We start from the raw sequence: 14,141 nt of genomic DNA, 5'->3' as shown, positions 1-14,141 counted from the left end.
CGAGACCGCACCTGGCATGAAGGGTGCCGGACCGCGGGTCGCGGCCCGGTGACTGTGGTTGGGTTGGTCCGGCGACGCTATTTCTGGAGGTCGGTCCAGATCTTCGTGTAGAGCGCCTGCACATCCGATGGACAGGCCGGCATGAACTGACCCTTGGCGGCAAATTCAGCCGGAACGACCACTTCCGGCGCCGTCTTCATGTCGTCCGGCATGAAAGCCTCGGAGCCCTTGATGGCGTTGGCGTAGCGGGCGAAAGCCGAGATCATCGCGGCGTTCTTCGGGTCCATGATGAAATTCTGGAACAGCTTGGCGTTCTCGACATTCTTGGCGTCCTTGAGGACGGCGACATTGTCCATCCAGATCGGAAAACCTTCCTTGGGATAGCCGTAAACGATCTTGTCGTTCTGCAGCCGCTCCCGCAGCGATATGCCGTTCCAGTTGACGCCGGCGGCGATGTCGCCCCGGCCCAGGCCGTCGACGGCCGCGTAGTCGAGCGAAAGCCATTTCGCCTTCGCCTCGACCAGCTTGTCGTGTACCTTCTTCAGCACCTGCATGTCGTTGGTGCAATATTTGCCGCCCTCATAGGCGATGGCGAGGAACATGATGTCCCCCATTTCGGGCACGACATTGATCTTGCCGACAAGCTCCGGCGGCGGGTCGAGGAAGATCGCCGAGGTGTTCGGATCGCCGGAATAGACCGACTTGTTCACCGAAATGCCTGTCGTGCCCCACTGCCACGGAACCGTGTATTTGCGGCCCGGATCGAAGGGAACATCGACCCATCGCGGATCGACATTCTTGAAATTCTCCATCTTGTTGGGGTCGGTCTCCAGGAGCAGACCTTCGCTGATCCAGACCGGCACGACGCTGGCCGACGGCACGACGATGTCATAGCCGGACGCGCCCTGCCGGACCTTGGCCAATGCCGTGTCGTTGGAATCATAGTCGGTGACGGTGACCTTGACCTTGTAGGTTTCCTCGAACTTCTTGATCAGGTCCGGGCTGGTGTAGTTGCCCCAATTGTAGATGTTGAGTTCGCCATCGGCGCGGGCAACGCCGGCTGCGGCGAGCAGCGAAAGCCCGACGGCCGCCGCGGTCAGTTTCCAGTTCATGCTAGTGCTCCCATTTTTGGGACCGGCTGCGTCGCCGCCTCGGTCCGTCTCCTGCTGATGAACAAGCGTGGCTGTGCCCTTCGGCCCAAGGCGGGCCGGCTGGCTGTCAAAATATTCCCCTTTTCGCGACCATTCACCGGCGGATGCCCAGCTGGCCAACTTTGGTGGTCTGCGCCAGGATTAATTATAACTAACTATACAGTCAATATCTTTTCGCAGAGATCGCCGCGGCTGGCCCAGTTGTCCTGATAACGCAGCAAGCTGCGAGCCGATGGCAGGCGGCATGGGTATCTCTTTCGCGCTCGGTACGGGCACCCGGAATTTCGGCTTTTCAGGCGCTTGCCGCCGATCTGTCCCCAGTCACAATCCGTCGCCGGTACCACTCGAAGGTGCGCCGGATCCCTTCCTCGTAGCTGGTCGTCGCCTCCCATCCAGGAAGAACCTGCCTTGCCAGGGTCAAGTCCGGGCAGCGGTTTGTCGGATCCTGCGGAATTGGCGCATGGTGTTCGATGCGGCTGCCCGGAACAAGCGAGCAGACGAATTTCGCGATACCGAGAACCGAGACCTCGCGATTGTTGCCGATGTTCAGGGGTCCCCGGTATGTGATGCTGTCGCGCCAAAAGAAACGCTCCAGGCCGTCGACGATATCGTCCACATACCCCCAACTGCGCGATTGGGAGCCGTCGCCATGGACAGTCAGGATTCCCGTGGTCAGGGCCTGGCAGACAAAATTCGAAACCGCGCGGCCGTCATCGATGCGCGTTCGCGGCCCATAGGTGTTGAACAGCCTGACGACGCGCACATCGAGCCCGCTGACACGTTGCTCCTCGAAAAGCAGCGCCTCCGTGCAGCGCTTGCTCTCGTCATAGGAGGACCTTGGCCCGGTGCAGTCCACGGATCCCCGGTAGCTCTCCGGTTGCGGCGACATCAGGGGATCGCCATAGACCTCCGAGGTCGAGGCGAAGCAGAAGCGACCGCCGAGCCTGAGCAGCGACAGAAGATTGAGCGCGCCGCCTATATTGGCTTTGATCGTGCGCGCCGGCTCGCGCATGTACCATACGGGCGAAGCCGGTGACGCCAGATGGATGATCTCATCGAAATGCTGGCTGGTCGTGAAGGTCTCGGCATCAGCAATCCGCAGGCTGAGCCGCGGGTCCGAGACATGGGCAATGTTGTCGCGCGATCCGGTCCACAGATTGTCGACGACGACCAGCGTTTCCACATCCTCACGCCGCAGCAGACGATCGACAAGATGGGAGCCAAGAAAGCCGCAGCCACCAGAAACCAACACGCTGCGCGGCATGCGCGCTCCCCTTTAGAAACACGGCCGGTCAACCCGCCGCAACGCTTGTTTTCCAGAACGACACGGTCCTATCCGGATACGACACGTCTTCTACCAGTGCTTTCGTCGATGCCGCAATTGCAACGATCAAACTTGCGCCAGCCAGGGCTCCGGTCGCCCAAGCATGAAACTGTCGCTAGGGATGGGCCGAGCGTCGGCGGTATCTACGGACGAGTGGCGTATTCCGGCGACCTACAGTGCCCGTTGCGGGCAAGGCATTCCGGCAGCATCGCCGCAGCGCGACGCTGTCGGCAGCGGTCTCATGCTCATATTTTCCGACTGGCGCACAAGCTCGGCGAAGACCAGCGCGAAGCTACCCAGCATGAGAAAGACGATGATCAGGCGTGCTACCGGCAATATGTCGGCCTCGTCTGGCTGGTGCGTGTCCCCGGAGGAGGCATGCGCACAAATCAAAACTGCCGCAGCGTCCTTTTGGCATCCGAAGGATAGAGCGGTGCTGCGGGCGCCCCCACGCCATTCATGCCGGCTAACATGATCGTTCCGCCTTTACGAGACTTTAAGCCCCGCCTTAACCATCACAATCGCTCGCGCCCTGTCATGAAGCGCGATCCGCAGGTTCGGTCGATGCTCGCGCGGCATGCCTAGCGTGCCGGCGCAACGGCTCTCTTTGCAGACCTGCCCGCCCGTGCTACCCCGGCCCGGGCGCGGCCAGACCTGCCGGCGCCAATCGGTCGCGATCGGGGAGCCATGAGCACAGCCGCCAACAGCATCGCCTTCGTCTCGTCCGACACAGCAGACGCCAAGGCGGCGCTGGAAAGTCTGTCGGCACGCTATGGCCAGTGTCCGGTCGCCGAGGCCGCGGTCGTGGTGGCCCTGGGCGGCGACGGCTTCCTGCTGCAGACCTTGCGCGACACGATGGGAACGGGAAAGAAGGTCTACGGCATGAACCGTGGCACCATCGGGTTCCTGATGAATGAGTACCGTTCCGGAGGGCTCACCGAGCGTATCGCGGCCGCGGTCGCCGAAACCATCCGGCCGCTGGAAATGCTGGCCGTCACCTCGGAAGGCGAAACCGTCTCGGCGCTGGCGATCAACGAGGTTGCGCTGTGGCGCCAATCCTACCAGACGGCCAAGATCCGCATCAGCGTCGATGACCAGATACGGCTCGAGGAACTCAGCTGCGATGGCGTCATGATCGCGACGCCGGCGGGATCCACCGCCTACAATCTTTCAGCGCATGGCCCGATCCTGCCGCTCGACGCACCGCTCCTGGCACTGACGCCGGTCAGCCCGTTTCGCCCGCGCCGCTGGCGGGGCGCATTGCTCTCCAACAAGGCGACCGTGCGCTTCGATATTCTGGAGCCGGAAAAGCGGCCGGTAAACGCCGCGGCGGACCACACGGAGGTCAAGGCGGTGACCTCGGTAACGGTGCGGGAGTCGCCGGCGGCGACCGCAACCTTGCTGTTCGACCCCAATCACTCCTGGAACGAGCGCATCCTTGCCGAGCAGTTCCGTTACTGAGCCGACACAGAGACAAGCGGCCGGATTAAGCATCGCGATTAAGGTTACAGCTTCACAATCGCGCCAATCCCGCCCGTTTCTGTTGACAAATCGCGGACTTGCGCCTAATCGCAATGCCAATCTTGCAAGCGCGTGGCGCTTGCCGCGACGAATAACGTTGCGCCTCCCCGAACCAGCCAAAGACAACAACACTTGTCCTTAGACACCACGATCGCTCAAGAAGCGTTGACCTTTTCAGACCTCGGCCTGTCGCCGAAGGTGCTTTCCGCAGTTACCGATGCCGGCTACACGCAGCCGACACCGATCCAGGCCGGGGCCATCCCGCACGCCTTGCTCGGCAAGGACGTGCTGGGCATAGCCCAGACCGGCACCGGCAAGACGGCCTCCTTCGTGCTGCCGATGCTGACCCGGCTGGAAAAGGGCCGCGCCCGCGCCCGTATGCCGCGCACGCTGATTCTCGAACCGACGCGCGAGCTTGCCGCGCAGGTCGAGGAAAACTTCGTCAAATACGGCAAGAATCACAAGCTCAACATCGCGCTTCTGATCGGCGGCGTGTCGTTCGACGAGCAGGACAAGAAGCTGGAGCGCGGCGCCGACGTGCTGATCGCGACGCCTGGCCGTCTGCTCGACCATCGCGAACGCGGCAAGCTTCTGCTCAACGGCGTCGAGATCCTCGTCATCGACGAGGCCGACCGGATGCTCGACATGGGCTTCATTCCCGATATCGAACGCATCTGCGAGATGATCCCGTTCACCCGGCAGACGCTGTTCTTCTCGGCGACCATGCCGCCGGAAATCACCAAGCTGACGGAAAAGTTTCTGCACGCGCCGGTGCGTGTCGAGGTTTCGAAGGCCGCGTCGGCCGCCACCAACATCACACAGCGGCTGGTCAAATCAGGCTCGAAGCCCTGGGACAAGCGCGAGACGTTGCGCAACCTCATCAAGGCCGAAGACGCTGAGTTGAAGAACGCCATCATCTTCTGCAACCGCAAGGTCGAAGTGTCGGAGCTGTTCCGCTCGCTGCTGAAGCATGATTTCGATGCCGGCGCCCTGCATGGCGACATGGACCAGCGCGCGCGCATGCAGATGCTGGCCAATTTCCGTGACGGCAAGCTGCGCTACCTCGTGGCATCGGACGTCGCCGCGCGCGGCCTCGACATCCCCGATGTCAGCCATGTCTTCAATTACGATGTGCCGATCCATGCCGAGGACTATGTCCACCGCATCGGCCGTACCGGCCGCGCCGGTCGCTCCGGCAAGTCCTTCACCATCGCGACGAAGTCCGACACCAAATATATCGACGCCATCGAACGGCTGATCGGCAACAAGATCGAATGGCATGACGGTGACCTGTCGACGGTCGTGGCCAGCGAAGGCGGCGAGGACGACGCTCCGCGCCGTGGCAAAGGCGCGCCGCGCCGCGCCGGCCGCAAGGACGACGATCGCAAGGACAGAGGCGAGCGCAAGAAGGGCGGCGAACGCCGTGCCAGACACAGCGAGGAAGGCGCCTCGACCGTGGTCGCACAGCAAGAACAGCCCGATGTGACTGGGACGGGCGTCGCCGATATCAGCGAGCGGCGCGCACGCAAGGACGCGATCCGTTCGGAAAACACCGAACGCAAATCCTCCGATCGCAACGAACAGCGCGCACCGGAACGCGGTGACACCAGGCCGCAGCGAGACAACAGCCGTCCTGCCCGCCATCGCCACCAGGAAGACAACGACACCACCGTTGGCTTCGGCGACGACATGCCTGCCTTCATGCGCATCGTCGCCAAGGTCTGATCCCGGACCGCTTTCAAGGGCAAGCCTGCCGGCTTGCCCCGCCGGTGAACTCCTGGTCTGGCCTGGCCGGCCGCTACATCGGCCCAGGCATCATCTTGGTCGGCTTCTCCAGCATCGGAAAATCGGCCTTGTTGCATTTCACGTTCGGATTCGTCGGACTGAACATGCCGTTCGGATTGTCTCTGAACAGCCAGGCGTGAAGATCGTAGTGGACGAACTCCCTCGGGATGAGCGGATAGTGTCCCTCCATCGGGCCCATGAATTTCTGGCCAAACAGTGTGGGAGCCTCCTTGGTGTCCGGTGTCAACGGCACCAGCCATTCCACGCCGACCAACTTCAGGCCTTTCTTGGTCGGCTCGTAGATCAGCACGTTGGGCTTCATCGGGTCGAGCTTCTGGCCGACGCTTGGGACGTTGACGAAATGGACGCCCATGGCGCCTTTTGGGTAATCCATCGAGCCCGGTATCTTTTCGCCACTGTAGAAGACGCAGCCGACCGTCGACAGATAGAGGTCGCGGACAGCTGCGGTGTAGTCTTCATACTTGGCCAGAGATTTCTTCAAGGCTTCGATGTCGGCCTTGTTGGCGTCCTCGGCCCGAGCCGTAGTGACGCCCAACCATGCGCCAAGGAGACCTGTCAAAGCGAGGACGCCGCAGCGCCCAAGGCTGGCTGTTCTTGTCATGCATTCCTCCCAGATTTCTGATCTGGCCGTGCAAGACCGAGGCGGGAAAAAATGCTGATCGCGCGGCCAGTAGTACCGCCTCATCCCCTCCGGAACAGCGACAATACTATTCCTTTCCACTGCTGCGGGGAACTTGTTATTTAGCACTAACTAATGCGCCGGCGTACCAATCCGAAAGAGCGCAGGACGTCCGCTTAAACAGAAACGGCCCCCATGTGGGGGCCGTTTCGCATTCGCTTGCCGAACAGATCGTCAGGTGAGCGGCGACAGCTGGATCTCGACGCGACGGTTCTGCTCGCGGCCGGCGGCCGTCGCATTGGATGCGATCGGCCGCGTCTTGCCGAAACCGGTGACGGCGAAGCGGCGCTGATCGACGCCCTGACCGGACAGATAGTTGGCAACCGCGAGTGCGCGGCGCTGCGACAGGTCGAAATTGTGCTGGTCGCCGCCGGTCGAATCGGTATGACCGAAAACATCGACCGTGGTCTGCTTGAATTTCTTCAGCACCAGCGCAACCGAGTTCAGCACCGGATAGAAGCCGGGCTTCACCGCATCCTGATCGACATTGAAGGTGATGTCCGACGGCATGTTGAGGATGATCTGGTCGCCGCTGCGGGTGACGCTGACACCGGTGCCCTCGAGCTGCCGGCGCAGTTCAGCTTCGTTCTGATCCATTGTGGCGCCGATGGCGCCGCCGGCCAGCGCACCGATGCCGGCGCCGATCAGCGCGTTGCGGCGGTCATTGCCCCCGGCAAGCAGACCAAGGCTGGCACCTGCAAGGGCACCGAGACCGGCACCCGCGGCCGTGTTGGAAATCTTCTGGTCGCCCGTATACGGATCGGTAGTGGTGCAGGCGCTCACCAGCAAAGCCGTCGCCACGACGACGAGCACAGTCTTCTTCATAGATGGTCCCTCTCCAAGTCGCGCCTTTTTCGACGGCGCCAAATCAACCCTTGCCGCGACTTGTACCATGAATTGCGGCGAAAAACGGAATGGGAAAAGCGCCCGCGACGGCTTTTCCCAGGATCAGTTACCAGAGATTCTTGCCGTCAATGACCACCACTTCCACCTTGTCGAGATTGAAGTCGTCGAACAGCCGCGAGTTGACGCTGATCTTCGGATTGTCGAAATCCGGCTCGCCGGTCGACCAATCCGGCGTCTCGGTGAACGTGCCGCAGCCGCAGTTGGCGCAAAACCCATGTTTCACGGTTTTCGAGCCCCACTCATAGAAGGAGACGTTTTTCAGTGGCGTGATGAGCTTGAACTGCGACGGAGTATAATAGGCCCAGAGCGAGCCGCGTTTCGAGCAGAACGAGCAGGTGCATTGCGTCACCGTTTCCGGTGCCTCTGAAACCTCGAATGTCGTCGCCTTGCAGTGGCAGCTTCCCTTGATGGTCATCAACATCACCTCTCCATTGTCGGCCGCCCACGCGGCAGGGCACCATAAAGAAGCGATCCTGACAACTGCCTGCAGGCTCCGCCCCTGAACAGCAGGCAGCGAACTCAGTAGGACGGGGGCGGCACGAACAGGCAGATGGTCTTGCCGGCATCCAACCCGGCCTCATGCGCGCACCAATGGTATTCGCCGTCCGGCGAATCCTTGATGCGCCTGTCGCTGTAGGCCAGCACCTCCCCGGTGTCCTTGATGACATAGCCTTCCGGACGCTCGCTGATCGAGGTCTGCGACACCTCGCGGCAGTCGTAATTCGCGCAGCAGGCGAACGGATAACTCCAGCCTTGCGGCTTGGCCGCGGTCGGCTTGGCGTCGTGCGCCATCGCCGGCGCCGACAGGAGCGCGACCACCGCGCAAAAGGGAAGGACAAGCTGGCCAACCGACGGAACGGCGATGGCCGATCTGGAACTGGCAGCAAACATGGCAACGCTCCTTTCAAACGAGGTTTCAAGCGTTTCGCTTGCCCGTTCCCGGAACGTGTCTTCCCAGCGGCCAATGGTCAGCAGATATGCCGCGACCGGCCATAAATGCTTTTGTCTCCTCCTGCCGCAAATGGTGAGCCGAAAAGTGAGTCGGCGCAAGAAATTGCTGCGTGGAGGCTGCGCCCGTTGCTGGCCGCCCAAGGCCGCAAACGTGCCCTTCATGACCACGCCAAGTCGTCAGGAGTGATGGACCCGCTTGGTCCACGAAAGTGCGAGCGGGTGCTGTGGCCTAGTGGCGGACGGTGCTAGTCCAGATCCGCCACGGCCTCGCCCGCGCCGCCTTCGATGCGTTGCGACAGCGAGGCTTCCATGAAATCGTCCAGGTCGCCATCGAGCACGCTCGACGGGCTGGTGCTTTCGACGCCGGTGCGCAGATCCTTGACCAACTGGTAGGGCTGCAGCACGTAAGAACGGATCTGGTGGCCCCAGCCGATGTCGCTCTTCGAGGCTTCGGTGGCGTTGGCGATGGCCTCACGCTTCTTCAGCTCTTCCTCGTAGAGGCGCGAGCGCAACATCTCCCAGGCCTTCGCCCGGTTCTTGTGCTGCGAACGCTCGGCCTGGCAGGCGACCGCGATGCCGGTGGCGATATGGGTGATGCGCACGGCCGAATCGGTGGTGTTGACGTGCTGGCCGCCCGAACCCGACGAGCGATACGTGTCGATGCGCACGTCCGATTCGGAAACATCGATCTCGATCGTGTCATCGATGACGGGATAGACCCAGACGCTGGCGAAGGAGGTGTGCCGGCGCGCATTGCTGTCATAGGGCGAAATGCGGACCAGGCGGTGGACGCCGGATTCGGTCTTCAGCCAGCCATAGGCATTGTGGCCCTTGATCATCAGCGTCGCGGACTTGATGCCGGCTTCTTCGCCGTCATGCACTTCCAGCACCTCGACCTTGAAGCGGCGGCGTTCGGCCCAGCGCGTGTACATGCGCAAAAGCATCGAGGCCCAGTCCTGGCTTTCGGTGCCGCCGGCGCCGGCATGGATTTCGAGATAGGTGTCGTTGGCGTCGGCTTCACCCGACAGCAGCGTTTCGACCTGTCGGGCCTTGGCCTCGCCCTGCATCGAACGGATTGCCGCCTCGGCCTCGGCGATGACGCCCTCGTCGCCCTCTTCCTCGCCGAGCTCGATCAGGCCGATATTGTCTTCCAGCGCCTGGGTCAGGCCCTTGACCGCCGCGATGCCCTCCTCGAGGCCCTGGCGCTCGCGCATCAGCTTCTGGGCTTCCAGCGGTTCGTTCCAGAGGCTGGCGTCCTCGGCCCGCACATTCAGGTATTCAAGCCGCTTTATGGCCTGATCCCAGTCAAAGATGCCTCCTCAGCAGGGTTATCGCCTGCCTGATCTCGTCGACAATATTCTGCGTTTCCGCGCGCATGGCCTGGTATTTTGTCCTGTTGCTGAAGTGACGCCTCGGTCGGCGGGATACATAGGGACGGCGCCGCCATGTGTAAAGCGAAATGGGCCGGCCCCAAGGCCAGCCCAGCGATCCGCATCCGGCCCGTCAGTAGAGCCCGCCGCCGCCGTCCTGTATGGCCTGGTTGGCCTGCGGCGACAGTGCGCCGCCCGACGCGTTGGAGCCGTCGGCGCCCATGCCGATCACCCAATAGCTGTCGGCGGGACCGGTGCCCGGCTTGAAGGCCTCGATGATGGTGCCCGGATCGCCCGTCGCGGCACGCATACCCGTCTTGCGATTGATGGCGATCAGGTTCATGCCGTCCGGAACCTTGAAGTCGACATTGGGCGTGCCGTCCAGCGCCACGCGCATGAAATCCTTGAAGATCGGAGCGGCGAGGCCGCCACCGGTGGCGCCATGACCAAGGCCGCGCGGCGTGTCGTAGCCCATGTAGAGGCCGACCACGAGGTTCGGCGTGAAACCGATGAACCAGGCGTCCTTTTCGTCGTTGGTGGTGCCGGTCTTGCCGGCAATGTGGCGGCCGAGTTCGCCGATGGTGGCGCCGGTGCCGCGCTGGACCACGCCTTCCATCATCGAGGTGATCTGATAGGCGGTCATCGGATCGAGCACCTGCTCGGAATTGTCGACCAGTTCCGGCTCCGGCTGGTTCTTCCATTCAGGCGCGTTGCAGCCTTCGCAGCCACGCTCATCCTGCTTGAACACGGTCTTGCCGTAGCGGTCCTGGATGCGGTCGATCAGCGACGGTTTGATCGACTTGCCGCCATTGGCCATGATCGAATAGGCCGAAACCATGCGCATGACGGTCGTCTCGCCGGAGCCCAGCGCCATCGGCAGATACGGCGCCAGATGGTCATAGACGCCGAAGCGCTCGGCATATTCGACGACCAGCTTCATGCCCATGTCGTTGGCAAGCCGCACCGTCATCAGGTTTCGCGACTTCTCGATGCCGGAGCGCAGGGTTGCCGGCCCGGCGACGGTGCCGTCATAGTTCTTCGGCGTCCAGGTCGTGTTGCCGCTCTGTATGGTGATCGGTCCGTCCATGATCACCGAGGCGGGCGTATAGCCATTGTCGAGCGCCGCCGAATAGACGATCGGCTTGAACGAGGAGCCCGGCTGACGCATCGCCTGGGTGGCGCGGTTGAATTCGGACTGCGCGTAGGAGAAACCGCCGACCATGGCCAACACACGGCCGGTGTGCGGATCCATGGCGATCAGGCCGCCTTCCACCTCGGGAACCTGGCGCAGGCTGTAGGCATTGTCGGAGCCTTCGTTCTTCTGCACGAAGATGACGTCGCCGGGTTTCAGCACATCGGCCGGCGACTTGGCCTTGACCGTCTTGCCGTCGACCATATGGCGCATGGCAAAGCCCATGTCGTCCTTGCTGACGGTGCCTTCGACCCGTTCCTTGACGATGTCGCCCGATGCCTGGCGCGCGGGCTGCAGGCCTATCGAGAGGCCTGACGCCGAGGAGTCGAGCACGACGGCGAGCGACCATTCGGGGACGTCCTCCAATCCCTTCACGGCGCCCAGCGGGACGCCCCAGTCGCCGGACACGTCGATTGACGTCACCGGGCCGCGATAGCCGCGCAGCGTATCGTATTTGATCAAGCCGTTCTGCATCGCCTTGCGGGCGATGAGCTGAACTTTCGGATCAAGCGTGGTGCGAACGGACAAGCCGCCTTCGTAGAGCGCGTTCTCGCCGTAGCGGCCGATGATCTGGCGACGCACCTCCTCGGTGAAGTATTCACCGGCGAACAGATAGGTGCCGGTCCGGCGCGGCGTCACGCCGAGCGGCTCGGCCTTGGCCTTGATGCCTTCCTCGCGCGTGACGTAGCCATTCTCGACCATCTGGTCGATGACCCAGTTGCGGCGCTCGATCGCGCGATCGGCATGCTTGAAAGGATGGTAGTTGTTGGGACCTTTCGGCAGCGACGCCAGGTAGGCGGCCTCGGCCACGGTCAGCTCGTTCACCGACTTGTCGAAGTAGGTGAGCGCCGCGCCGGCGACACCGTAGGCGCCGAAACCGAAGAAGATTTCGTTGAGGTAGAGCTCGAGGATACGATCCTTGGGATAGGCCTGCTCGATGCGGAAGGCCAGGATCATTTCCTTGATCTTGCGCTCGTAGGTCTGGTCCGCGGTCAACAGGAAGTTCTTGGCCACCTGCTGGGTGATCGTCGAGGCGCCGACCTGGCGCCTGCCCGAGCCGAAATTCTGCAGGTTGACTATGATGGCGCGGCCAAGGCCGGTCACGTCGATGCCGGGGTGGTTGTAGAAGTTCTTGTCTTCCGCCGACAGGAAGGCCGCCTTGACACGATCCGGGATAGCCTGGATCGGCAGATACAGGCGCCGCTCGCGCGCATATTCGGCCATCAGCGATCCGTCCGAGGCATGGATGCGCGTGGTCACCGGCGGCTCGTATTTGGCCAGCACCTCGTAGTCGGGCAGATCCTTCGACAGATGGCTGATGTAAATCGCAACGCCCGCCGCGACCAGAAGGGCCAGCGTCGTGCCGATGCCGAAAAAATAGCCAATGAGACGAATCATACCCGCTCCAGTCCTTGGTTCGGGAATTTCCTAAACGAAGCCGCCTTCCACGCAAGCTTTCGAGCCGGTCCCAATCCGTATTCGAAAACCCATGTCGCCACCATGTGGACAAAATACGGCAAGGCCCGACTTCGTGACCGCCCGCCGCAAAATAAAGGCACCGGGTGTTGTCATACAGCAACGCCGCCTCTGGTTGCAGGCGCCGCAAGACATGTCAACCTCCGGTTCCGACCCCAGCCCTGGCGGATGCGAACAGTGCAACGGCATTGGTGATGCTTTGTGCCGCCTTGCCGCGCCATTCCGCGTCAAGCAGCTGCGCCTCGTCCTTGGCATTCGAGAGATAGCCGAGTTCGACCAGAACCGATGGCACGTCCGGCGCCTTCAGCACCTTGAAGCCCGCGGAACGCTGCGGATTGTTGATGAGACCGACGCTGGTCGACAGCTGGCCGACCAGCGTGTGGGCGAAACTCATCGAGAAGGTGTGCGTCTCACGGCGGATCAGGTCGATCAGGATATCGGTCACTTCCTTATTGTCGTCCTTGATGACCATGCCGGCGAACTGATCGGAGAGATTTTCGCGGTCGGCGAGCGCCTGCGCCTCGGGATCCGACGCCCTGTCCGAGACGGTGTAGACGGTGGCGCCGCGGATGCCCTTGACGCTGATCGTATCGGCATGGATCGAAATCAGCAGGTCGGCCTCATGCTGGCGGGCGATGCGCACGCGGTCGTCCAGACGCAGATATTCATCGGTGTCACGGGTCATGAAGACATCGTATTTGCCGATGGCCGCGAGCTTGTCGCGCAGCTCCGTGGCGAAGGCCAGCGTGACGTTCTTCTCGATGGTGCCGTTCAGACCCTCGGCGCCGCCGTCGACGCCACCATGGCCGGGATCGATGACGACGGTGAAGCGGTGGCCGGGATTGGAGACCGGTCCGGTGCCAACCCGCCCGCCCTTGTCGGTCGAAACCGTCGAGCCGGTGGTCAGCGCCTGGTTGGCAAGGGCGGCGTCGAACTCCCGTTCGGAGGCGGCCGACATGTCGATGGCAATGCGGTAGCCGGTTCCGTCCTCATTCTTGAGCACATCCAGCTTGTCGACGGCGAACGGCCCCTTGCCGGTGACGATCAGCCGGGAAACGCCCTCGCCGAGCGCGCCCAGCCGCACGCCCTTGACCAGGCCCCGCGGCTTCAAATCCTTGGCGTCGATGGCCAGCCTGGTGTTCGCCAGATCGATGACCAGACGATTGGGTCCGCGCAGCAGAAACCATTTGATATCAGGCTCGCGATCGAAATCCATGACGATGCGCATCTTGGTGGCATCGCCCGCCATCTTGTAGCCTTTTGCCACCAGCGGCGCATCGGCGGCGTCGGCAACGGAGAAAAAGGCTTGGGAAATCACCACCAGCAGCGACAGGCATAGAGCGGCAAGAATCCGGCTGCCAACACGACATCCCTTGTCTGTGAAGTCTGCCAGTCCCATCTCTCTTCCAGTCGCTCCCGGTTTGGCGCCAGGCGCCCGCTCGTTTCGTCGAAGTGCCGGTTAGGCCGCGAACTCGATTAACGATTGGTATCCAGAGAAGGTTAACCAAGCCTTTTCACGCAGGGTTCGGACCCAAGCTTACGTTACGGAACTGCTTTTTGCCGGCATCGGAAATCGGGGTTGCCTTCCACCCCGCCAAATCATAAAAGCGATAGTGGATCACTGCAATCCTGGAACCGCCCTCCTCCGCAGCTTCCTGCTACAGGGTCAGATGAAAGGCGGCTCCTTTCGCTTCACGCGAAAAGGCTTCAGGTGATTGCGACGAATTTCGCAGGTGTGCTCCCGTGGCGGGGGAATCACCTGCGT

General features: G+C 62.2%; 11 protein-coding genes. 2 read left to right on the top strand and 9 right to left on the bottom strand.

The window, feature by feature from the left end:
• Window positions 1–77: 77 nt before the first annotated feature.
• Window positions 78–1,112, bottom strand: a complete 1,035-nt coding sequence (locus tag CK228_RS14055; RefSeq protein WP_095770256.1) for an extracellular solute-binding protein — start codon at window positions 1,110–1,112, stop codon at window positions 78–80.
• A 331-nt stretch (window positions 1,113–1,443) separates the two neighbouring features.
• On the bottom strand, window positions 1,444–2,415 hold the full coding sequence (locus tag CK228_RS14050; protein ID WP_095788228.1) for an NAD-dependent epimerase/dehydratase family protein: 972 nt from the start codon (window positions 2,413–2,415) through the stop codon (window positions 1,444–1,446).
• A gap of 747 nt (window positions 2,416–3,162) precedes the next feature.
• Between CK228_RS14050 and CK228_RS14040 the strand changes: the two genes are divergently transcribed.
• Window positions 3,163–3,936: an NAD kinase gene (locus tag CK228_RS14040; RefSeq protein WP_095770259.1), complete on the top strand. Its 774-nt coding sequence runs from the start codon at window positions 3,163–3,165 to the stop codon at window positions 3,934–3,936.
• A gap of 192 nt (window positions 3,937–4,128) precedes the next feature.
• Window positions 4,129–5,721, top strand: coding sequence for a DEAD/DEAH box helicase (locus CK228_RS14035; RefSeq protein WP_179295907.1), 1,593 nt, complete (start codon window positions 4,129–4,131; stop codon window positions 5,719–5,721).
• Between the two features lie 73 nt (window positions 5,722–5,794).
• On the opposite strand, the gene CK228_RS14030 is transcribed toward CK228_RS14035, so the two are convergent.
• The 7 genes from CK228_RS14030 to CK228_RS14000 form a co-directional block, all read right to left on the bottom strand.
• Window positions 5,795–6,403: a hypothetical protein gene (locus CK228_RS14030; RefSeq protein ID WP_095770268.1), complete on the bottom strand. Its 609-nt coding sequence runs from the start codon at window positions 6,401–6,403 to the stop codon at window positions 5,795–5,797.
• A gap of 252 nt (window positions 6,404–6,655) precedes the next feature.
• Window positions 6,656–7,306 carry an OmpA family protein gene (locus CK228_RS14025; RefSeq protein ID WP_095204385.1) on the bottom strand — a complete coding sequence of 217 codons (651 nt, stop codon included), beginning with the start codon at window positions 7,304–7,306 and terminating at the stop codon, window positions 6,656–6,658.
• 127 nt (window positions 7,307–7,433) lie between these two features.
• Window positions 7,434–7,802, bottom strand: coding sequence for a GFA family protein (locus CK228_RS14020; RefSeq protein ID WP_032933394.1), 369 nt, complete (start codon window positions 7,800–7,802; stop codon window positions 7,434–7,436).
• A 104-nt stretch (window positions 7,803–7,906) separates the two neighbouring features.
• The gene (locus CK228_RS14015; protein ID WP_095788275.1) at window positions 7,907–8,278 is read right to left on the bottom strand and encodes a hypothetical protein; all 372 of its coding nucleotides are present in this window, start codon (window positions 8,276–8,278) and stop codon (window positions 7,907–7,909) included.
• A gap of 305 nt (window positions 8,279–8,583) precedes the next feature.
• Window positions 8,584–9,715 (bottom strand): peptide chain release factor 2 gene (gene prfB, locus CK228_RS14010; RefSeq protein ID WP_140892126.1). Its coding sequence is split into 2 segments (ribosomal slippage): window positions 8,584–9,648 and window positions 9,650–9,715, totalling 1,131 coding nucleotides; the frame shifts between segments, so codons are not numbered across the junction.
• Window positions 9,716–9,841: 126 nt separating this feature from the next.
• On the bottom strand, window positions 9,842–12,298 hold the full coding sequence (locus CK228_RS14005) for a penicillin-binding protein 1A (protein ID WP_095788225.1): 2,457 nt from the start codon (window positions 12,296–12,298) through the stop codon (window positions 9,842–9,844).
• Window positions 12,299–12,512: 214 nt separating this feature from the next.
• Entirely contained in the window at window positions 12,513–13,775 is a 1,263-nt protein-coding gene (locus CK228_RS14000) for an N-acetylmuramoyl-L-alanine amidase (RefSeq protein ID WP_095788224.1), read from the bottom strand.
• Between the last annotated feature and the right edge of the window lie 366 nt (window positions 13,776–14,141).

The organism is Mesorhizobium sp. WSM4312, assembly GCF_002294875.1.
Classification (GTDB): Bacteria; Pseudomonadota; Alphaproteobacteria; order Rhizobiales; family Rhizobiaceae; genus Mesorhizobium.
The sequence above is the reverse complement of the archived record's forward strand: the minus strand, read 5'-3'. Positions and strand labels throughout refer to the sequence as shown.